Below are 22,539 nucleotides of genomic sequence, written 5' to 3'. Positions count from 1 at the left end.
CTTTTTTTAAGAACTAGGTCTAGAATTGAAAGCGTTTAGTACCCTTTCATTTAGTCAAAAAAAACTGATTTTAGAACCATATAAGAGTACTATTCTAATTGTATAAAACGTTTTCATATATTTTCTTAACGTATCCAAAGGGGTGTAAGTCATGATCAATCAACTTTCATGGAAAGTTGGAGGGCAACAAGGGGAAGGTATTGAGAGTACTGGTGAAATATTCTCAATCGCATTAAATCGTTTAGGCTACTATTTGTATGGTTACCGTCATTTCTCATCAAGAATTAAAGGCGGTCATACGAACAACAAAATCCGTGTCAGTACTACACAAGTAAGATCTATTTCTGATGATCTTGATATTTTGGTAGCTTTTGACCAAGAAACAATTGATCTTAATTACAAGGAACTACATGATAAAGGTGTCATTATTGCGGATGCCAAATTTAGTCCTAATAAGCCTGAAGATACAAATGCTGCTATGTATGCTGTTCCATTCACTGAATTGGCAACTGAATTAGGAACATCCCTAATGAAAAACATGGTTGCAGTTGGAGCAACTTGCGCAGTGTTGAACTTAGATATTAACGTATTTGAAGAAGTAGTTCAAGAGATTTTTGGGCGAAAAGGCCAACAAGTTGTTGATAAAAATATGGAAGCCATTAAAGCTGGCTATGACTTTATGAAAGAAAACCTTAGTGAAACAACAGAATTAATGGAGCTAGAGAAGGCTGATGGCAAAAAGCGTTTATTTATGATTGGTAACGATGCCATTGCACTAGGCGCTCTTGCTGGCGGCTGCCGTTTCATGGCTGCTTACCCAATTACTCCAGCGTCTGAAATTATGGAATATTTAATTAAGAAGCTTCCACCGCTTGGCGGAGCTGTTATTCAAACTGAAGATGAAATCGCTGCGGTTACAATGGCAATCGGAGCAAACTATGGCGGAGTTCGTTCTCTAACTGCGTCAGCTGGACCAGGTCTTGCATTGAAAATGGAAGCGATTGGTTTATCTGGTATGACTGAAACTCCACTTGTCATTGTTGATACACAGCGTGGAGGTCCATCTACTGGCCTTCCAACGAAACAAGAACAGTCTGACTTAATGGCGATGCTTTATGGTACACATGGGGAAATTCCAAAAATCGTAATGGCTCCAAGTACTGTACAGGAAGCGTTCTATGATACAGCAGAAGCATTTAACCTTGCTGAAGAATATCAATGCCCTGTTATTGTTCTTTCTGATCTTCAGCTGTCCTTAGGGAAACAAACAGTAGAACCGCTAGAATTAGATAAAGTTGAAGTACGCCGCGGAAAACTTCAAACTGGAGATTTACCTGAAGCAGAAGGCGGCTACTTTAAGCGATACGAAGTAACTGAAGATGGGGTTTCACCACGTGTTATTCCTGGAATGAAGAATGGGATTCACCATGTTACAGGTGTTGAGCATGATGAAACAGGAAAGCCATCTGAATCTGCGTTAAATCGTAAAGCGCAAATGGATAAACGTTTCCGCAAAATCGAAAACATTAAATTCAATACACCTGTACACAAAAATGCACCACATGAAGAAGCTGATTTACTAATTATTGGCTTTAACTCAACTCGTGGGGTGATTGAAGAAGCAATGGGACGCCTTGAAAAAGATGGTTTAAAAGTGAACCATGCACAAATTCGTTTAATTCATCCGTTCCCAACTGATGAAGTATTGCCGCTCGTAAAATCAGCTAAAAAGATCGCTGTTGTTGAAAACAACGCTACTGGGCAATTGGCAAACATTATTAAGATGAACGTCGGACATGCTGATAAGATTCACAAGATGTTAAAGTACGACGGAAATCCATTCTTGCCACATGAAATTCACACAAATTGCAAGGAGTTGTTCTAAATGGCAACATTTAAAGATTTTCGAAATAATGTAAAACCAAACTGGTGCCCAGGCTGCGGAGATTTCTCTGTACAAGCGGCTATCCAACGTGCGGCTGCTAATGTCGGTTTAGAACCTGAGAATTTAGCGGTAATTTCAGGAATCGGATGTTCTGGACGTATTTCCGGATATATTAATTCATATGGCTTCCATGGAATTCATGGACGTTCCCTGCCGATTGCTCAAGGTGTAAAAATGGCAAACCGTGATTTAACAGTTATCGCTTCCGGCGGAGACGGTGATGGTTTTGCTATTGGAATGGGGCATACGATCCACGCCATTCGCCGTAATGTTAATATTACGTATATTGTTATGGATAACCAAATCTATGGTTTAACTAAAGGGCAAACGTCTCCGCGTTCAGCAACAGGCTTCAAAACAAAATCAACGCCTGAAGGATCAATTGAACAAGCTATTGCTCCAATGGAAATGGCTTTAACTGCTGGCGCAACATTTGTTGCCCAAAGCTTCTCGACTGACCTTAAAGACTTAACAGCATTAATTGAAGCTGGAATTAACCATGATGGCTTCTCATTAATTAACGTATTCAGCCCATGTGTAACTTATAATAAAGTGAACACGTATGACTGGTTTAAAGAGAACTTAACAAAGCTTAGCGATGTTGAAGGCTATGATTCTTCTAACCGTGAAATGGCAATGCAAACATTAATGAAGCATAATGGTCTAGTAACAGGCCTTATCTATCAAAACAAAGAGCGCAAATCATACCAAGAGTTATTAAAAGGCTATTCTGAGGAGCCATTAACTCAAGCTGACCTTAAATTAGATCAGGCTCACTTTGATAAATTAATTGAAGAATTTGTTTAAGCCGTTTTGGCTGAAAAGAAACCCAGCTCCTTGGGTTTCTTTTTGTTTACGTTTAAGTTATTGTGTCAAAAATTGAAGAAATGATGAACATTATTGTTGTTTTGCGCTAATGAGTTTATAATTAATAATTGTATGTTTACAATATAATAATTTTATTCTTTCTAATTGATGGAAGAAAGGAGATTTTAAATGAATGAAGAACAACGTAAAGAGCTTACACAACAAATCAAAGTAGCTGATAATCCAACGGACAAAAAATCCGAAAAGGATTACAGTAAGTACTTTGAGACCGTGTTTACACCGCCATCCTTGAAGGATGCCAAAAAGCGTGGAAAAGAAGAAGTAAAATATCATAAAGATTTTGATATTCCGGAAGAATTTCATGGAATGGGACAGGGCCGAAAGTTTTATATCCGCACATATGGCTGCCAAATGAATGAGCATGATACAGAAGTCATGGCAGGAATCTTTATGGGGCTTGGCTATGAACCAACTGATACTGTGGAAGATGCCAATGTCATTCTTTTAAATACTTGTGCGATTCGCGAAAACGCTGAAAATAAAGTGTTCGGTGAACTTGGCCACTTAAAGCATTTGAAAAAGGAAAAACCTGACTTGCTTATTGGTGTTTGCGGCTGTATGTCACAAGAGGAGTCTGTCGTAAACAAAATTCTTAAAACCTATAATCAAGTTGATATGATTTTTGGTACACATAATATTCACCGTCTTCCTAACATCCTGAAGGAAGCATATATGTCAAAAGAAATGGTCATTGAAGTATGGTCTAAAGAGGGAGATGTTATCGAAAATCTTCCAAAAGTACGTCGAGGCAATATTAAAGCTTGGGTTAATATTATGTATGGCTGTGATAAGTTCTGTACTTATTGTATTGTACCTTTTACTCGGGGGAAAGAGCGAAGCCGCCGTCCAGAGGACATCATTCAAGAAGTTAGACAATTAGCAGCTCAAGGCTATCAAGAAATTACCCTGCTTGGACAAAATGTTAATGCTTACGGGAAAGACTTTGAAGATATTAAATATGGTCTTGGAGATCTTATGGATGAAATTCGTAAGATTGATATCCCGCGTGTCCGTTTTACGACGAGCCATCCACGAGATTTTGATGACCATCTCATTGAAGTCTTGGCAAAAGGCGGAAATCTCTTAGAGCATATTCACTTGCCTGTTCAATCAGGTTCAACAGAAGTGCTTAAAATCATGGCTCGGAAATACTCGAGAGAGCAGTATTTAGAGCTTGTTCGAAAAATTAAAGCTGCTATTCCTAATGCAACATTTACTACTGATATCATTGTCGGTTATCCGAATGAAACAGAAGAGCAGTTCCAAGAAACGCTTTCCTTATATCGTGAGGTAGGATATGAGTCAGCCTATACCTTTATCTATTCCCCTCGTGAAGGCACACCTGCAGCAAAAATGCAGGATAATGTTCCGATGGAAGTCAAGAAGGAGCGTTTACAGCGTTTAAATGCGCTAGTTAATGAGCTTTCTGCTGAGGCAATGAAGAAATATCAAGACAAAACAGTTGAAGTTTTAGTAGAGGGCGAAAGTAAAAACAATCCAGATGTGTTAGCAGGCTATACGAGAAAAAATAAGCTGGTTAACTTTATTGGTCCAAAATCAGCAATCGGGAAAATTGTAAAGGTGAAAATTACAGATGCTAAAACTTGGTCACTAAACGGAGAAATGGTTGAAGAACTAGATGCGGTAGAGGTGGAGTAAGATGGGTAAATACACAAAGGATGACATTGTAGCAAGAGCAAAAGAGCTTGCACAAATGATTGCAGAAACAGAAGAGGTTGACTTTTTTAAACGTGCTGAAGCCCAAATTCATGGAAATGAAAAGGTAAAAGCAACTATTTCTAATATTAAAGGTTTGCAAAAGCAAGCAGTTAATTTGCAGCATTTCGGCAAAATGGAAGCACTAAAAAAGACTGAGGACAAAATTGAATCCCTTCAGAACGAATTGGATGAAATTCCTGTCGTGCAAGAGTTCAAGCAATCACAAATTGAAGTGAATGAACTCCTTCAAATAGTTGCGTCCGTCATTTCTAATACTGTCACAGACGAGATCATTTTGACAACTGGCGGAGACCTTCTAAGCGGAGAAACAGGTGCACAAATAAAAAATAGCGACTGCTCACACCATTAATAAAATAGTTATTCAGAACTCCTTTTGGACTTATTTCCGAAAGGAGTTTTTTTGTGTAAAATCTTGAGTAAGCCTATTGTGGGCACACTCCTAAAGAAAAAGCATACTATGAAATATGCCAATACTTTTACTCAAACATTCATCAATAAATATCGCACACTAGTCTAATATCCCGCATAGGATGAAGTGAAAATGAATGAGGAGGTTCGCTCGCAATGGGAGAATACAGAGAGATTATAACCAAGGCGGTCGTAGCGAAAGGACGTAAATTTACACAGTCCAATCATACGATTAGCCCTAAACATCATCCATCAAGCATTCTTGGATGCTGGATCATAAACCATAAGTACGATGCGAAAAAGGTCGGGAAAACAGTCGAAGTTTGCGGCACATATGACATTAACGTTTGGTATTCCTTTGACAATAATACAAGAACAGAAGTAGTAACTGAACGTGTCGAATATAAGGATGTCATAAAACTTAAATACCGTGATCCGGACAGTTTAGATGATCTAGAAGTAGTAGCACGAGTATTACAGCAGCCGAACTGCACTGAAGCAGTCATTTCACCAAATGGAAATAGAATCATTGTCCATGTTGAAAGAGAATTTCTCGTTGAAGTGATCGGTGAAACAAAGGTTTGTGTAGCCATCCATCCTGGAAAATGCGATTGTGAAGACGAGGAATGGGGAACGGATGTTGATGACGAAGAGTTTGAAGATTTAAATCCAGATTTCTTAGTTGGAGATGAAGAGGAATAAAAGTTAACTAGGAGGTTTTGCTCCTAGTTTTTCTTTTTTATTAAAAGAATATATGTTTAAATATTCAAACTTGTTATATAATGAATAAAAATTTAATGGGAGGTTAATCAAGTGGAAAATTATTGGCTTTTTATCTTTATGTGTATTATGTTAATTATTTTGCCAGGTCCTGATACAGCCATTATTACGAAAAATACGATTTCAAAACGAACCGCTGCAGGAATGAAAACTACCTTTGGGACTCTTACTGCTCTACTCATTCATACACTAGCAGCTGTATTTGGTTTGTCTGCTCTTATTGTTAAGTCAGCCTTCCTATTTTCAATATTAAAATATGTTGGTGCCATTTATTTAATCTATCTTGGCTGTAAATCAATCCTATTTATTTTGAAAAAACATCCTCAGACAAGCCAAAATACTAATCAAGAAGATAAATATAAAAATACATCTTACTACCGTCAAGGCTTCCTGACAAATCTACTTAATCCAAAGGTAGCCGTATTCTTTTTGACCTTTTTGCCTCAATTTGCCGGTAAAGGAGATAATGCTTTTCTTGAATTTTTAGCGTTGGGCTTAACCTATACAGTCTTAACTCTCATATGGTTTATTTTCTACATTTACTTAATTAATTATATTAGTGCATTTATGAAAAAACCTTCTACAATGAAGGCGGTAGAAGGGTTAACAGGAGGCATTCTTATTCTTTTTGGCTTAAAACTGGCTTTGGAAAAAAACTAATTTGTCAGTATTAATCAGTCTAGTAAAATGCAGCAATCTTTTTAAAGGATTGCTGCATTTTAATTTTGTCAGAACATTCATTTTAGAGGATTATGTTATAATGAGAATATCATTTTCAGCAGAAGCTGCTGAAATAAATATATTCATAAAGATATTTTTGTTACATTGGAGGATACTATGGCAGGTTATACGCCTATGATACAGCAATATTTAAGTGTAAAGGCAGATTATCAGGATGCCTTTTTATTTTTTCGTCTTGGTGATTTTTACGAGATGTTTTTTGAAGATGCTATTAAAGCTTCACAGGAACTTGAGATCACGTTAACTAGCAGAGAAGGGGGCTCGGAGGATCGTATTCCGATGTGTGGCGTCCCCTACCATTCTGCTCCCGGCTATGTTGAACAATTAATAGAAAAGGGATATAAAGTAGCAATTTGTGAGCAAACGGAAGATCCGAAACAAGCTAAAGGTGTTGTGAAGAGAGAGGTCGTGCAGCTGATTACCCCTGGGACGATGATGGAGGGGAAAGGTCTTCATGACAAGGAAAATAATTATATAGCTTCTATTACACATTTTGATGATGGTTCTTTTGGATTTGCCTTTAGTGATCTTTCTACTGGAGAAACGAAGGTTACCCTGCTGACTTCAGGTTTTGATGAAGTGTTAAATGAAATTTCGCTTTTAGGTGCGAAGGAAGTTGTCGTTTCCTCCAGCTTTAATGAGGAATGGCAGCAGAAAATGAAAGAACGGACTGAAATGACCTTTTCCATAGAGAATGATCATTTACAAAAGAATCACTACGAACATTTGCTTGAAGATATTAATCAGGACAAGTTTCAGCAAACCATTTCCAGACTGATTAACTATCTTTATCGAACACAAAAGAGAAGCTTAGATCATCTGCAGAAAGTTACAATCTATCAAACACATCATTATATGAAAATCGATTATTTCTCAAAGCGGAATCTTGAGTTAACTGAAACGATACGTTCCAAAGGAAAAAAGGGGTCATTGCTTTGGCTTTTAGATGAAACACAGACAGCCATGGGGGGCCGATTATTAAAACAATGGATCGATCGTCCTCTTGTGAATGAAGAGGAAATTATACGTCGGCAGAATCTAGTTGAAACATTTAAAACGCTGTATTTTGAAAGGGAAGAACTTAGAGAGAACTTGAAGGAGGTCTATGACCTGGAACGGCTTGCAGGAAGGGTCGCCTTCGGTAATGTGAATGCCCGGGATTTAATCCAGCTCAGAAGATCTTTACTGCAAATTCCTGGAATAAAGAATCTCTTAATGAAACTTTCAAGTACAGAGGCTCAGAATTTCTCTAATCGTCTTGATCCATGTGAAGAAATTGTTGATTTGCTTGAAAGAGCCATTGCAGAAAATCCACCGATTTCTGTTAAAGACGGGAATATGATAAAGGATGGCTATAATGAAGAACTAGATAAGTTCCGTGATGCCACTCGAAATGGAAAGACATGGATTGCCCAGCTTGAGAAACAGGAGCGGGAGAAGACGGGTATTAAATCTCTTAAAGTCGGCTATAACCGCGTTTTTGGCTATTATATCGAGGTGACTCGTGCCAATCTTCATCATCTCCAAGAAGGCCAATATGAGAGGAAGCAGACGTTAACAAATGCAGAAAGATTTATTACACCAGAGCTTAAAGAAAAAGAAGCACTGATCCTGCAGGCAGAGGAAAAAAGTGTTGAGCTTGAATATGAGCTTTTCTTAAGTCTTCGTGAGCATATTAAGGGATTTATCCCTAGGCTGCAGGTGTTAGCTAAATTAATAAGTGAGCTTGATGTTCTTCAATGCTTTGCAACTGTAAGTGAAGAGAGACATTATGTGAAGCCATTGTTTTCGAAGGAAAGCAGATTAATGATCAAGGATGGAAGGCATCCAGTCGTTGAAAAGGTAATGAATGCCCAGGAGTATGTACCAAATGATTGTTATATGGACGCTGAAAGTGAGATGTTCTTAATCACAGGTCCTAATATGTCGGGGAAAAGTACATTTATGAGACAAATTGCCCTTACAGCAATCCTTGCGCAAATTGGCTGTTATGTTCCAGCCTCGGAGGCGGTTTTGCCAATTTTTGATCAAGTTTTTACAAGAATTGGTGCAGCAGATGATTTAATTTCAGGCCAAAGTACCTTTATGGTTGAAATGCTTGAAGCGAAAAATGCTATTGTTCATGCAACGCAAAACAGTCTTATTCTCTTTGATGAAATCGGGCGCGGTACATCCACATATGATGGAATGGCGTTAGCTCAAGCGATGATTGAGTATATCCACGATCGAATTGGAGCGAAAACATTATTTTCTACGCATTACCATGAATTAACGGTTTTGGAAGAGAGTCTTGAAAAATTAAAAAATGTGCATGTCAGTGCCGTTGAACAAAACGGGAAAGTTGTCTTCCTTCATAAGATTAAAGAAGGAGCAGCGGATAAAAGCTATGGTATTCATGTTGCTCAACTTGCTGAATTGCCTGAAGAACTAATTCATCGAGCAAACGAGATTTTAACAGGCTTCGAGCAAAAGGTACCAGTACATGCTTCTGTACCGGCAAAAAAAGAAACACAACCGCCAGCAGAGTCCGATTCCCAGCTTTCATTCTTTGACGAACCAATACTAGTAAAAGAAAAACCTGTCAATTCTAAGGAAAAGCAAGCATTGGAACAAGTAAAAACACTTGATATTTTGGATATGACACCAATGCAAGCATTAAACATCCTTTATGAACTCCATAAAAAACTAAAAGGATAAATGTCCCTGGAAATTCACGGAAGACATTCAAAATTGGAGGTGAAAAGGCATGGGGAAAATAATTCAACTTGATGATGCACTTTCAAATAAAATAGCAGCAGGCGAGGTTGTGGAGCGACCAGCATCCGTTGTAAAGGAACTAGTGGAAAATTCGATTGATGCAGGGAGTACAATTATTGAAATTGAAACTGAAGAAGCTGGATTGGCCAAAATTCGGATCATAGATAACGGGGACGGAATTGCTGAAGAGGATGTCCTAACTGCTTTCCAGCGCCACGCGACAAGCAAAATAAAGGATGAAAATGACTTATTTCGCATTCGTACGCTAGGTTTCCGGGGGGAAGCATTGCCAAGTATTGCTTCCGTTTCAAAGGTTGAAATGAAAACCTCCACTGGAGATATCGGTGCAAAAGTTGTGGTTGAAGGCGGTAAAATTGGAGCGGTAGAAAAAGCGCCTGCTAGAAAAGGGACAGATTTAATTGTTTCTGATTTATTCTTTAACACACCTGCACGTTTAAAATATATGAAAACCATTCATACTGAGCTTGGTAATATAACGGATGTGGTTAATCGATTGGCTCTTGCACATCCAGAAGTATCAATCCGGCTTATTCATAATGACCGAAAGCTGCTTCATACGAATGGGAATGGAGATGTTCGCCAGGTTCTAGCTGCTATTTACGGAATGAATATCGTGAAAAAAATGATACCTATACAAGCAAGCTCTCTGGATTTCCAAATTAGCGGTTATGCTGCCTATCCTGAAGTTACAAGAGCGTCCAGAAACTATATTTCAACGATGATCAATGGCAGATTCATAAAGAACTATGCTTTAGCAAAGGCAATTCAGGAAGGCTACCATACCCTTCTTCCTATTGGTCGATATCCTATTGCATTAATTAATATTCATATGGATCCTTTACTTGTTGATGTCAATGTCCATCCTTCAAAAATGGAAGTCCGTTTAAGTAAGGAGCTGGAATTATATGAACTTGTCATTCAATCAATAAAAGCCGCTTTTAAGAAAGAAGAGCTGATTCCGGCAGGATTTACCGAGCCAAAGTCAATTAAACCAAAACAGGAACAAACCTTTTTGCAATTAGATCATATTCCTGAGAGAAAGGTAATTAATGAGGAAAGGTTTGTTCAGCCAGCTTATATTGTTAAGGAAGAAAGATTGACAACTGAGCTGACAACAGATGATGTGGAGCCAATGCCGGAAATGATCTCAACTTATGTTGAACAGGATTTAAGCACATATGAAGAAAGTGCTGAAACAATAGAGAACTCAAATATGGTAAGAATAGATCAGCAAGAGCGAACGCGAATTCCACCGTTATACCCTATTGGACAAATGCACGGAACGTATATTTTCGCTCAAAATGAGAAGGGATTATATATCATCGATCAGCATGCTGCACAAGAGCGCATTAAATATGAGTTTTTTAAAGAAAAGGTTGGACAAGTAGCGAGTGAGCTGCAAGATATGCTCATTCCGTTAACCTTTGATTACTCAACAGATGAGTATATAAAAATTAATGAATATAAAGGTGAATTGGAAAGAGTTGGCGTTTTCCTCGAGCCGTTTGGCCATAATAGCTTTATTATCCGCTCTCATCCTCAATGGCTTCCTAAAGGGGAAGAGAAGGAGATTATTGAGGATATGATTGAGCAGCTCCTATCAATGAAGAGGGTTAATATTAAGAAGCTAAGGGAAGAAGCTGCGATCATGATGAGCTGCAAGGCTTCTATCAAAGCTAACCATCATTTAAGGAATGATGAAATTCAAGCCTTGCTTGATGAATTAAGACAGACATCTGACCCCTTCACCTGTCCACATGGGCGTCCGATAATTATTCAGTACTCGACGTACGAGATGGAGAAGATGTTTAAAAGAGTTATGTAATGTAAACCATTGAAGAAATCTTGATAAAATAAGATTCTTCAATGGTTTTTTTCATAGTTTGACTACATTTTGACAATATTTAGTTTTACAACAAGAAATGTAATGCAGCAATTAGATTGGAAAAACAATTAGTAATTCTTTTAGTAAAAATCTTTCGAAATATGTGAAAAAGAGTGAACTATAATCTTATTCACTCTTGAAAATTAATAATTATTGGTCATTCGTATTAGACATATTTTTAGCAGTTGGGTACGTTTCACCGTATCCTTCAACATGACCCGCATGTTCTCTATGATATTCTGACCCTGAGTCTTTACTATTACTAAATGATATATTTTTTTGCTTCTTATTATCATTAGCTGGATTTGACAATTCATATCACCTCCTTAACACATATATAGGATGCTGAGTATTTTGTAGAATTATTCAATGTGGAATTTGAAGAAATTTATAAAATTGTTGCAGGAATTTGCTTGAATCTCCCGAATTATGTATGAAAAAAGGAGATGAGGCAATGGAGCAAGTATTTGAAAAATGGATTTGCTCGAATTGCACCTTGGAGATAACAGATGAACGTGAGTATCTAGATAATAATGGAGTGTGTGATGACTGCTACAGTATCCCGTTAAAGAAGAAATTAGGATTAAAATTATGAATGGCAATACCTTCTATTGTCTAAATGAATATTATTAAACATATTAATTTTACGAATGATGGTAGATTTTTTAAAAGATTTATCGACACCAACATCAATAACATGTCAATAATTTTATTATGTAAACTAAAGTTAATAAAGGGAGCATTATCCGTATGAATAATGCTCCCTTAATCCTTTATTTAATAGCAGTTTGTAATTTACCGATATACTTCAATGCCTTGCCTGTCCCAATCGCAACTGATTCAAGCGGACTTGGAGCGAGATGAACAGGAACAGAAATTTCCGTGGAAAGCCATTCCTGCATTCCGTTTATGAGTGCGCCGCCCCCCGATAGAATAACACCTCTATCAACGATATCTCCAGATAATTCAGCAGGACTCTCTTCTAAAGTGGCACGAATGGCCTCAAGTATGTGAAGCAACGATTCTTTAATAGCATCCCGTACGGTATAAGATGATAAAGTAATAGTTTTCGGAAGGCCTGTAACAAGATCCCTTCCGCGAATTTCCATTTTTAATTCATCATGATCTATAAGTGCATAACCAATTTCCATTTTAACTTTCTCAGCTGTTCGTTCTCCAATTAAAACGTTAAAATCTTTCCGAACAAATTGGATAATATCCTCATCTAATCTATCACCGCCCACACGAATAGAATGACAGGCAACAACACCGCCATAGGATATGATAGCTACCTCCGTCGATCCACCGCCGATGTCCACTACTACGTTGGCGATAGGTTCATCTACAGGTAAGCCAGCTCCAATCGCCGCAGCTACGGGTTCCTCTATTAAATGTACATGTTTTGCACCTGCATGACGAACAGCATCATGTATAGCTCTTCTTTCAACACTTGTTGAGCCTGATGGAGTACAAATTACTACATTTGGTTTTCTAATGGCAAAGCCAGCCTTTTTTGTTGCTTTTGCAATGACATATCGCAGCATTTCAGTTGTCGTATCATAATCAGCTATGACGCCATCCTTTAATGGGCGAATAGCAATAATTCTTCCGGGTGTTTTCCCGATCATTTCTTTTGCTTCTTTTCCTACAGCCAACACCTTTTTCGTATTCGTATCAAGTGCTACAACAGAAGGCTCATTAAAAGTGATTCCTTTATTTTTACTATATACTAAGATATTAGCTGTCCCTAAATCAATGCCTAAATCAGAAGTTGTCATCATTAATTATTCCCACCTAATCTATTACTGAATATCTAACTACTCTCGATATTCTTCTACTAAACTATCATGATTTAGGGGGTATCCATTGAATTGTTATGAAATCGTTAATAAATTGTAATGAAACATGAAAATAAAACCATTAAACGTGAAAAATTTTAATAGAGTAGAATATTGAATAAATCATTGGAATTATGTCAATAATATTTAAATGTGAAAAATGTATCCATCTATTTACAGGCATAACAACTGAAAGTCGTTTATGTTTATGATACTATAGGAAGGACAGCGCCTTTGCCCTTTCGTATTAAGGTGCTTTTGACTAACGTAGTTCTATAAAGGCAGTGTGAACAGATTTATGGAAAAAGAAAAGCTTGTTGTGCTTATTGGGCCAACTGCGGTAGGGAAAACGAAGCTAAGTGTTGAATTGGCTAAGCGTTTGAATGGAGAAATTATTAGCGGTGATTCAATGCAGATCTATAAAGGAATGGATATTGGCACAGCAAAAATTAAACCGGATGAAATGGAAGGAATTCCTCATCATTTAATTGATATTAAAGATCCAATGGAGCCTTTTTCTGTTGCAGAATTTCAGGAACTTGTCAGAGAAAAAATCACAGAAATTACTTTAAGAGGGAAATTGCCAATGATTGTGGGCGGAACGGGTTTATATATCCAATCCGTTATTTACGATTATCACTTCTCAGATGCCCCGTCTGATGAGGCCTTTCGTCTGATGCTTGAAAAAAAGGCAGAGGCCGAAGGGAATGAAAGTGTACATCTCGAATTATGCAAGATTGATCCCGTAAGCGCAGAAAGAATTCATCCTAATAATGTCCGCCGAGTGATAAGAGCATTGGAAGTATTTCACTGTACTGGAAAAACGATAAACGAATTACAGGAAAACCAGAAGCCAGAGCTGATGTATAATGCAGCGGTTATTGGGTTAACAATGGATAGGGAAATATTATATCAGCGAATCAATACGAGAGTGGATTTAATGATTAATGAAGGACTTCTTGCCGAGGTTGAAAGGTTATTTAACGAAGGAATTAAAGATTGCCAATCGATTCAGGCAATCGGCTATAAGGAACTCTATGAATATTTTAGCCATAGCATTTCATTAGAGGAAACGATTTCTCAGTTAAAGCAGAATTCCCGCCGGTATGCAAAAAGGCAGCTGACATGGTTTCGAAATAAAATGAATGTTGATTGGTTTGATATGTCGGATGTTGTCAATACAGGCATGCTTGAAAAAAAACTTGCGGAAATTTCAACGCATATTGAAGGAAAGCTGCAAATAAAATCGAATACATAGAGTAGAGATAAAAGAGGAGGATATAAGATGAAAACATCTATTAATATTCAAGACCAATTTTTAAACCAGCTTCGCAAGGAAAATACAAATGTAACCGTGTTTTTATTAAACGGGTTCCAGATTAGAGGTCAAATAAAGGGCTTTGATAATTTCACGGTTCTTTTTGAATCTGAAGGAAAGCAACAGCTTGTATATAAACATGCCATTTCTACATTCGCGCCTCAGCGTAATGTTCAAATCGATATGGAAAACCAATAATTGCTATCCGCGTTGAAATAGGGTTCTGCTTTTTAGGAAGCAGAGCCCTTTATATTTTATTGACAGGATTCAGCAGGGTTTATATTAGGCTTTTACAAAAATCTTTAATGAAGTAAGGAATAAATGAATACATATAAATATGGAATCTTTTTATATAAGTGGGCATTTTATGATTCTATGAAAGAAAATAGGCTTTTGTCACAATCTAAACTTCTAGGCGTATACTGTTTTTGAGAACGTGAGGTGAAAGCTTTTGGACCAGCCAATTCGAATGAAGAACAACGGACAGATTAGCATCGTCCTTAATTCACAAAATCGCAGAACCTTAACGAAAGAACTTCCTGAAACTCAAACCTTACCTAAGGTCATTCCACCGGAGCATACAGCACTTAAAGATATAGAGGAAGAATTAGGTGCTCTTGTAGGAATGGAAGAAATGAAAAGAATGATCAAGGAAATATATGCGTGGATTTATGTAAATAAGAAACGTGAAGATGCAGGCCTAAAGGCAGGAAAACAGGCCCTTCATATGATGTTTAAAGGAAATCCTGGAACTGGTAAGACATCAGTTGCCAGATTAATCGGAAAGCTTTTTCTCAAAATGAATGTGTTATCAAAAGGACATTTAATCGAAGCTGAACGTGCGGATCTCGTTGGTGAATATATTGGCCATACGGCACAGAAGACGAGGGATTTAATAAAAAAGGCTATGGGCGGGATCTTGTTTATTGATGAGGCTTATTCACTTGGAAGAGGCGGGGAGAAGGATTTTGGAAAAGAAGCCATCGATACGCTTGTTAAGCATATGGAGGATAAGCAGCATGAATTTATTCTTATTCTTGCAGGCTATTCGAGGGAAATGGACTACTTTCTCACTTTAAATCCTGGATTGCATTCTCGCTTTCCGTTAGTGATTGACTTTCCGGATTACTCCGTTTCACAGCTCATGGAAATTGGAGACAGAATGTTGAAGGATCGGGAATATACGTTAAGCCATGAAGCGGAAAAGAAGCTGAATGACCATTTACTTTGGATCAAAACTCATTTAAATCCGGTAAGCTTCTCAAATGGAAGGTATATTCGAAACGTTATTGAAAAGTCGATAAGGGCTCAGGCTATGAGATTATTAATGCAGAATAGCTATGATAGGCATGAACTGGTGACACTCCGGAGCAATGACTTAGTATTTGAAGAGGATTAATATGAGAAGGATTCCACATAACAGGAATCCTTTTTCAATTTGCAAAGAGCGATTTCTTAGAATGTATTTAGTTACCTATTGAAAATAAACGTACTACGAACAGAAATTAGAGTTAAATGATTGATTTTGTTATGATAGTATTAAGTGATTTTTGTAATTGAGTATACAAGGAAAGAAGGATGCTGATTGGAGCAAAAGCAAAATTTTGAAAAAGTAATTCTTGTTGGATGCCAGACAAATGAAGATGATCAGCAATTTGCCTATTCACTAGAAGAGCTAGGCTCATTAACTGAAACAGCAAAGGGAAAGGTTATCGCTACCTTATCGCAAAAACGTGATCGCATCCACTCGGCTACATATATTGGGAAGGGAAAGGTTGAGGAATTATCGGCCCTTCAAGAAGAAATAGAAGCAGATTTAATTATTTTTAATGATGAACTATCACCAAGTCAAGTTCGAAATCTTGCTGCAGTTGTAGATGCGAAAATAATTGATCGGACTCAATTAATTTTGGATATTTTTGCGACTCGTGCACGTTCGAAAGAAGGGAAGCTCCAAGTTGAATTAGCCCAGCTGCAATATTTGCTGCCAAGATTGACAGGGCAGGGAACACAGCTTTCTAGACTAGGAGGAGGAATTGGAACTAGAGGACCAGGTGAAACAAAATTAGAATCGGACAGAAGACATATTCGAAGCCGCATCAATGAAATAAAAAACCAGCTATCTGTTATTGTTCAGCATCGTGACAGGTATAGAGAAAGAAGAAAAAAGAACAAAGCATTTCAAATCGCAATTGTCGGCTATACAAATGCTGGAAAATCAACATTGTTTAACAGGCTGACGGAGGCAGATTCCTTTGAAGAAAATCAGTTATTTGCGACACTTGATCCGATGACAAGAAAGTTAATTCTGCCAAGCGGATTTACGGCTCTTCTGACGGATACAGTAGGTTTTATTCAAGATTTGCCAACGACCCTAATAGCGGCATTTCGCTCCACGCTGGAAGAGGTGAAAGAGGCAGACTTAATCCTGCATGTTGTGGATAGCGGAAGTCCTGACTATTATCAGCATGAAGAAACGGTTAATGAGCTATTGAAGGAACTTGAAAACGAGAAGATTCCACAATTAACGGTATATAATAAGAGGGATATTAAGCATCCGGATTTTGTTCCAATTGCAAACACAAAGTCAATTCTAATCAGTGCATTTGAAGAGCAGGACCGTAATGAGTTAAAAAGCATGATAGAAAACATGGTTCTGGAATTGATGAGTTTATATCATGTAGAGGTTCCTTCTACAGAAGGGAAGCTTCTCTCCCAGCTCAAAAATGAAACGATATTACGAGAATTATTTTTCGATGAAGACAAACAAATTTATGTATGTAAAGGCTATTATTTAGAGAACCACCATATTGCTGGGCAGTTGCATAAATATAAAGTATAGATAGGAGAACATCATGTTTCAACAGTTATCTAATGGGGAAAAGCTGCAGCCAATTGTTACTGAAATGGAGCAGCAAATTGCTAAAGTATTAAAAGGTATTGATGAAAGAATTGATGAGAATCAATTTCGTGTGCTCAATAGCTTTCAAAACAATCGGGTGAGTGACTCTCATTTTATACCGACAACCGGATATGGCTATGATGATATGGGAAGGGATACATTAGAAAGGATCTATGCAGAAGTATTCGGCGGAGAATCAGCAGTTGTGCGTCCGCAAATTATTTCTGGAACACATGCGATCTCCATTGCCTTATTCGGGGTGCTTCGTCCTGGAGATGAACTGCTATATATTACCGGGAAACCATATGACACATTAGAAGAAATAGTGGGCCTAAGGGGAAATGGCGTTGGTTCTTTAAAGGAATTCGGAATTACATATAACGCTGTTAATTTAATGGAAGATGGATCAGTTAATTATGAAGCTGTGGCAAAAGCAATTAAGCCTCACACAAAAATGATCGGAATTCAACGATCAAAAGGGTATGCCACTAGACCTTCCTTTACAATTGCTCAGATTGAAGAGATGGTTAAATTCGTGAAGGAAATAAAATCAGATGTAGTTGTTTTTGTTGATAATTGCTACGGAGAATTTGTAGAGACGAAAGAACCATGCCATGTTGGAGCGGATTTAATGGCTGGGTCATTAATTAAAAACCCTGGTGGAGGACTTGCAAAAACAGGGGGGTATATTGTCGGGAAAGAGAAGTTGGTAGAGGCATGCTCCTATCGGATGACTTCACCGGGAATCGGTGCGGAAGCCGGAGCCTCTCTATACAGCCTCCAAGAAATGTATCAGGGCTTTTTCCTAGCCCCTCACATTGTCGGCCAAGCACTAAAGGGAGCAGTTTTTACTTCGGCATTTTTAGAGAGGCTTGGAATGAATTCTTCACCAAAATGGGATGCAGAAAGAACGGACTTAATCCAGTCAGTCCAATTTGATGACCGTGATAAAATGATTGCTTTTTGTCAGGCTATTCAATATGCTGCTCCAATTAATTCCCATGTTACTCCATATCCAAGTGCGATGCCTGGATATGAAGATGAAGTGATTATGGCAGCTGGAGCTTTTGTGCAGGGAGCTAGTATAGAGCTTTCAGCAGATGGCCCAATAAGACCGCCGTATGTGGCATATGTTCAAGGAGGACTTACCTATTCCCACGTGAAAGTTGCCGTTTGTACTGCGATAAATGGATTGATCGAAAAGGGTTTCATTCAAATTTAATTAGTGAACATACTAAGGACAGCGTCAACATAAGCTGTCCTTTTCTTTTTTAAAAAAATCCATGTAAGGAAACCTAACATCATATTGACAAGAAACCTAACATTCATATATATTTATTTATAAAATAGAAAAGGGAGGAGAAATAAGTGACTGGAAGCAAGATTCGCCGTTCCATGCCGCTTTTCCCAATTGGCCCAGTCATGCAATTAACCGAATTATCTGCACGTCAAATTCGGTACTACGAGGAACACCAATTGATTTCTCCAGCAAGAACAGATGGCAATAGAAGAATGTTTTCACTAAATGATATTGATAAGCTTCTAGAAATTAAAGACCTCATTGACCAAGGGGTAAATATGGCTGGAATTAAACAGCTATTTTTTATGAAAGATCAGAGGCCTGCACATCAATTTAAAGATGAAAAAGCAGAACGAGAGATTTCAAATGATGAAATTAGAAGACATTTGCGCAAGGAAATTGTGAGGGCAGGAAGATTTCATTTGCCGTCATCCCATCAAGTAAATATGAATCGCTTTTTTCATTGACGATTTTTGTTTAACTACTAAGGAGGAACTTATTTATGCCAAAATTCACCAAAGAAGACATTAAAAGAATTTCAGAAGAACAAAACGTTAAATTTATTCGTCTCCAATTTACTGATATATTAGGAACGATTAAAAACGTTGAAATCCCAATCAGTCAGCTAGAAAAAGCACTTGTCAATAAAATGATGTTTGACGGTTCCTCCATTGAAGGTTTCGTTCGTATTGAGGAATCTGATATGTATTTATTTCCTGATCTTGATACATGGGTTGTCTTTCCTTGGACTGCTGAGAAGGGAAAGGTTGCACGTCTAATCTGCGATATTCATAATGCCGATGGAACACCATTCCAAGGGGACCCAAGAAACAATCTTAAACGGATTTTGAAGGAAATGGAAGAAATGGGCTTTAATGATTTTAATCTTGGACCAGAGCCAGAGTTCTTCTTATTCAAGCTTGATCAAAATGGAGATCCGTCACTTGAGCTAAATGATAATGGGGGTTACTTTGACCTTGCGCCTACAGATCTTGGTGAAAATTGCCGCCGTGATATCGTTCTTGAGTTGGAGGAAATGGGATTTGAAATTGAAGCATCTCACCATGAGGTGGCTCCAGGACAGCATGAGATTGATTTCAAATATGCAGATGCCCTAACGGCATGCGACCAAATTCAAACATTTAAATTAGTCGTAAAAACGATTGCTCGTAAACATGGCCTTCATGCAACATTTATGCCAAAGCCTCTTTTCGGTGTGGCGGGGTCAGGGATGCACTGCAATGTGTCTTTATTTAAAGAAGGGAAAAATGCTTTCTTTGATGAAAAAGGGGAATTACAGCTTAGTGATTATGCACGCCAATTTATTGCCGGTATTCTGAAACATTCAACAGGCTTTACAGCTGTTACAAATCCAACAGTCAACTCCTATAAGCGTTTGGTGCCAGGGTATGAAGCGCCATGCTATGTAGCTTGGTCAGCACAGAACCGTTCTCCACTAGTGCGTATTCCATCATCAAGAGGAATTAGCACACGTGTAGAGGTTCGCAGTGTTGATCCGGCAGCAAACCCTTATCTTGCAATGGCTGTATTATTAAAGGCTGGCCTGGATGGGATTAAGAATAGCCTTATTCCACCGGCATCTGTTGACCGAAATATTTATGTAATGAGTAAGGAAGAAAGAAAGGCTGAAGGAATTGACGACCTTCCTTCTACATTAGCAGAAGCTCTTGATAAGCTGAAAGGAAACGAGATTATCGTTTCAGCATTAGGGGGACATATTTTTGAACACTTTGTAGAGGCGAAAGAGATTGAGTGGGATATGTTCCGCACGCAGGTGCATCCTTGGGAGCGCGAGCAGTATATGACGACGTATTAATCATTCTAACCGTTGGGGCATCATGCTCTAGCGGTTTTTTGTTTTCCGTTAGCTTTATTAAAATGTTGTACAAAACATAACTGCCCGATAATTTCCATATTTTGTTTTATAAAAAAATTCGAGGAAATTCGTTAAATATACTCAAATTTCTTCATTCTATCTCTTCAGTTTTCTTGCGAATGTGTAAATTTACATCAGAAGAAATTTGTATACTGCCATGTTGAAAAACTTGAAGGTGAGCAGTTTTACTCACCTTCTTTAAGGAAGTTATTCATCATCTCTTAATTTCGATAAATCTGTTTCTTCTCCAAACTCAGTAGCATAATTAAGGTTTCTATTGCCTTGTAGGTTCGTGTCACGTTCAACCTCTTCGTCCATTGGTGCGAATAAAAGAGATAAACAAATCAAACCACTTATACCTACAAGACCATAAATTATTCTGGACAAAAATGCATCTTGTCCACCAAAGATTGCTGCTACTAAATCAAATTGAAAAAATCCAATTAGACCCCAGTTTACAGCGCCAATAATTACTAAAGCTAAAGCGATCCGTTGTAATATTTTCATGGATAAAACTCCTTCATTAAATAATATACTACATTAATAACTTTTGAATAAATAATCGATTTTATACTCATGTTAGCGAATTTTGGCATATTGTTCTTAAACAGATTTGGTGTAATTATACTTTTAGTGAAGAGAGTTGATATAGATGAATGGGATTTACAGCAGGCATATTTTAAGAATGGAGTAATTTTTAAGGGGATATGACCTTTATTTGGTTCAAATCGTTTTTTAATCACATCGGTGATAGAAGAGATTCATAGGTATCCCCATTCCTTCTATTAAATGGATTAGGGTAAAACACTTCTGTAAACAAAGGGGGAGATAATAAACTCCTTATAAAAGTGAGTAAACAACAAAAAAAATCCCCGCTAATTTAGGAGGGATAAAATAAATACAATTAATTCTGATCTTTTTCCCTTATTTTTAAGAAATCAAGACATCTAAGCAGAGTGTCTCCTCCTAAACCGGCAATAATAGATAATGAAACAACCTTTAATGTTGAATCGGGAGCAGAAAAAATTACTAAAAAAGCTGCAGCAAGTCCACCTAAAATAACTTCTTCCAAATAACCAAGGTAAATGAATTTTTTCGTTTTTCTAGGCTTGATAATTCTTCCTTCTTTTCGAATATGCCCTGCAGCACCGACAAGTCCACCAATCAAAACAGCGAAGAAAATGTTTAAATACATTTGGACTTCACCTCCTAAAGTCGAGATTTTTTTAGCGACCTTAGGTTGATTCTGGATGTACTATAAGTTTATATAATTTTCCAATAAATAGAATGTGTATAAATATTCATTTCTCTGAAAATAAAGTAGTAAAAAAATCATATATTTATAGAGGTAAATATGAAATTAACAATCATTGTATTAGAAAAAGCCGGCAAATAAATGCCCGCTTTCATTCGTTCTAGTGAATATTCCGATACACGCCTATAACTTTGCCTAAAATCGATACATTTCGAAGAATAATTGGCTCCATGCTAGAGTTTTCAGGCTGAAGTCTAATATAATCCTTTTCCTTAAAGAATCTCTTAACAGTAGCTTCGTCATCCTCAGTCATCGCAACAATAATATCCCCATTATTAGCGGTTTGCTGCTGTCTCACAATGACATAATCTCCGTCAAGGATCCCAGCCTCTATCATACTCTCACCCATAATTTCAAGCATAAAAACATGATCAGCATCAGGTACCAGCCTTTCGGGCAGCGGAAAATATTCCTCAACATTTTCAATTGCTGTTATTGGCTGGCCAGCTGTTACCTTTCCTACAATTGGAACATTCACGATCTTATAGTCAGGAGCTTGTACAGTTCCTTCTAAGTCTAATATTTCAATCGCACGCGGTTTCGTAGGATCTCTCCGAATCAAGCCTTTGCTTTCTAATCTGGCAAGGTGGCCATGGACAGTTGAGCTGGAGGCTAAACCGACTGCTTCGCCAATTTCTCTAACAGATGGTGGGTAACCTTTTTGTCTGACTTCCTCTTTAATGAAATTTAATATATCCTGCTGCCTTTTTGATAATTTCGCCATCATAATCACACCTCTTATGATTTTCTTTCCCTAATTATAGCACCACTTGCAACATAGTACAAACATAAGTTCGAATAATT

Annotated in this window: 20 protein-coding genes and 1 pseudogene; 16 read left to right on the top strand and 5 right to left on the bottom strand. The window is 37.6% G+C overall.

Annotated features, from left to right (window positions below):
• The first annotated feature begins 151 nt into the window (after positions 1-151).
• From AR328_RS02000 to mutL, 8 genes are all read left to right on the top strand, one after another.
• The gene (locus AR328_RS02000) at positions 152-1,885 is read left to right on the top strand and encodes a 2-oxoacid:acceptor oxidoreductase subunit alpha (RefSeq protein WP_066288774.1); all 1,734 of its coding nucleotides are present in this window, start codon (positions 152-154) and stop codon (positions 1,883-1,885) included.
• Entirely contained in the window at positions 1,886-2,752 is an 867-nt protein-coding gene (locus AR328_RS01995) for a 2-oxoacid:ferredoxin oxidoreductase subunit beta (protein WP_066288771.1), read from the top strand.
• 189 nt (positions 2,753-2,941) lie between these two features.
• Positions 2,942-4,492, top strand: coding sequence for a tRNA (N6-isopentenyl adenosine(37)-C2)-methylthiotransferase MiaB (gene miaB, locus AR328_RS01990; protein ID WP_066288768.1), 1,551 nt, complete (start codon positions 2,942-2,944; stop codon positions 4,490-4,492).
• A gap of 1 nt (position 4,493) precedes the next feature.
• Positions 4,494-4,922 carry a RicAFT regulatory complex protein RicA family protein gene (locus AR328_RS01985; protein ID WP_066288765.1) on the top strand — a complete coding sequence of 143 codons (429 nt, stop codon included), beginning with the start codon at positions 4,494-4,496 and terminating at the stop codon, positions 4,920-4,922.
• Positions 4,923-5,137: 215 nt separating this feature from the next.
• Complete coding sequence (locus AR328_RS01980; protein WP_066288761.1) at positions 5,138-5,683, top strand: outer spore coat protein CotE; 546 nt, start codon at positions 5,138-5,140, stop codon at positions 5,681-5,683.
• A 138-nt stretch (positions 5,684-5,821) separates the two neighbouring features.
• Positions 5,822-6,421, top strand: a complete 600-nt coding sequence (locus AR328_RS01975) for a LysE family translocator (RefSeq protein WP_066290141.1) — start codon at positions 5,822-5,824, stop codon at positions 6,419-6,421.
• A gap of 177 nt (positions 6,422-6,598) precedes the next feature.
• Positions 6,599-9,199, top strand: coding sequence for a DNA mismatch repair protein MutS (gene mutS, locus AR328_RS01970; RefSeq protein WP_066288758.1), 2,601 nt, complete (start codon positions 6,599-6,601; stop codon positions 9,197-9,199).
• A 49-nt stretch (positions 9,200-9,248) separates the two neighbouring features.
• Positions 9,249-11,105: a DNA mismatch repair endonuclease MutL gene (gene mutL, locus AR328_RS01965; protein ID WP_066288751.1), complete on the top strand. Its 1,857-nt coding sequence runs from the start codon at positions 9,249-9,251 to the stop codon at positions 11,103-11,105.
• 210 nt (positions 11,106-11,315) lie between these two features.
• Here mutL and AR328_RS22455 read toward each other — a convergent pair whose 3' ends face one another.
• Complete coding sequence (locus tag AR328_RS22455; RefSeq protein ID WP_156422631.1) at positions 11,316-11,477, bottom strand: hypothetical protein; 162 nt, start codon at positions 11,475-11,477, stop codon at positions 11,316-11,318.
• Between the two features lie 142 nt (positions 11,478-11,619).
• Here AR328_RS22455 and AR328_RS22450 point away from each other — a divergent pair, with 142 nt between their 5' ends.
• A complete protein-coding gene (locus AR328_RS22450; protein WP_156422630.1) occupies positions 11,620-11,760 on the top strand; it encodes a hypothetical protein in 141 nt (46 codons plus the stop codon).
• Between the two features lie 178 nt (positions 11,761-11,938).
• Here the strand turns inward: AR328_RS22450 and mreBH are convergent, their stop codons facing one another.
• Entirely contained in the window at positions 11,939-12,946 is a 1,008-nt protein-coding gene (mreBH, locus tag AR328_RS01960) for a rod-share determining protein MreBH (protein ID WP_066288748.1), read from the bottom strand.
• Between the two features lie 355 nt (positions 12,947-13,301).
• On the opposite strand from mreBH, the gene miaA reads away from it, so the two are divergent.
• From miaA to glnA, 7 genes are all read left to right on the top strand, one after another.
• Complete coding sequence (gene miaA / locus AR328_RS01955) at positions 13,302-14,261, top strand: tRNA (adenosine(37)-N6)-dimethylallyltransferase MiaA (RefSeq protein ID WP_066288746.1); 960 nt, start codon at positions 13,302-13,304, stop codon at positions 14,259-14,261.
• Between the two features lie 27 nt (positions 14,262-14,288).
• Positions 14,289-14,519 (top strand): RNA chaperone Hfq, encoded by a 231-nt coding sequence (gene hfq, locus AR328_RS01950; RefSeq protein ID WP_066288744.1) that lies wholly within the window; start codon positions 14,289-14,291, stop codon positions 14,517-14,519.
• A gap of 253 nt (positions 14,520-14,772) precedes the next feature.
• Complete coding sequence (gene spoVK / locus AR328_RS01945) at positions 14,773-15,720, top strand: stage V sporulation protein K (protein ID WP_066288735.1); 948 nt, start codon at positions 14,773-14,775, stop codon at positions 15,718-15,720.
• Positions 15,721-15,906: 186 nt separating this feature from the next.
• Positions 15,907-17,163: a GTPase HflX gene (gene hflX / locus AR328_RS01940; protein ID WP_066288730.1), complete on the top strand. Its 1,257-nt coding sequence runs from the start codon at positions 15,907-15,909 to the stop codon at positions 17,161-17,163.
• A 13-nt stretch (positions 17,164-17,176) separates the two neighbouring features.
• Entirely contained in the window at positions 17,177-18,445 is a 1,269-nt protein-coding gene (locus tag AR328_RS01935) for a methionine gamma-lyase family protein (RefSeq protein WP_066288726.1), read from the top strand.
• A gap of 146 nt (positions 18,446-18,591) precedes the next feature.
• Complete coding sequence (locus tag AR328_RS01930; protein ID WP_066288720.1) at positions 18,592-18,990, top strand: MerR family transcriptional regulator; 399 nt, start codon at positions 18,592-18,594, stop codon at positions 18,988-18,990.
• 35 nt (positions 18,991-19,025) lie between these two features.
• Positions 19,026-20,360: a type I glutamate--ammonia ligase gene (glnA, locus tag AR328_RS01925; RefSeq protein WP_066288718.1), complete on the top strand. Its 1,335-nt coding sequence runs from the start codon at positions 19,026-19,028 to the stop codon at positions 20,358-20,360.
• 369 nt (positions 20,361-20,729) lie between these two features.
• Here glnA and AR328_RS01920 read toward each other — a convergent pair.
• The 3 genes and pseudogenes from AR328_RS01920 to lexA all read right to left on the bottom strand — a co-directional run.
• Positions 20,730-20,927: pseudogene (locus AR328_RS01920) on the bottom strand (DUF378 domain-containing protein); the annotation flags it as partial.
• A 397-nt stretch (positions 20,928-21,324) separates the two neighbouring features.
• Entirely contained in the window at positions 21,325-21,615 is a 291-nt protein-coding gene (locus AR328_RS01915; RefSeq protein WP_066288712.1) for a DUF4257 domain-containing protein, read from the bottom strand.
• A gap of 220 nt (positions 21,616-21,835) precedes the next feature.
• Entirely contained in the window at positions 21,836-22,459 is a 624-nt protein-coding gene (gene lexA / locus AR328_RS01910; RefSeq protein ID WP_066290134.1) for a transcriptional repressor LexA, read from the bottom strand.
• Between the last annotated feature and the right edge of the window lie 80 nt (positions 22,460-22,539).

The organism is Bacillus sp. FJAT-29937 (genome assembly GCF_001509555.1).
In the GTDB taxonomy this organism is placed as follows: Bacteria; Bacillota; Bacilli; order Bacillales; family Cytobacillaceae; genus Cytobacillus.
The sequence above is the reverse complement of the archived record's forward strand: the minus strand, read 5'-3'. Positions and strand labels throughout refer to the sequence as shown.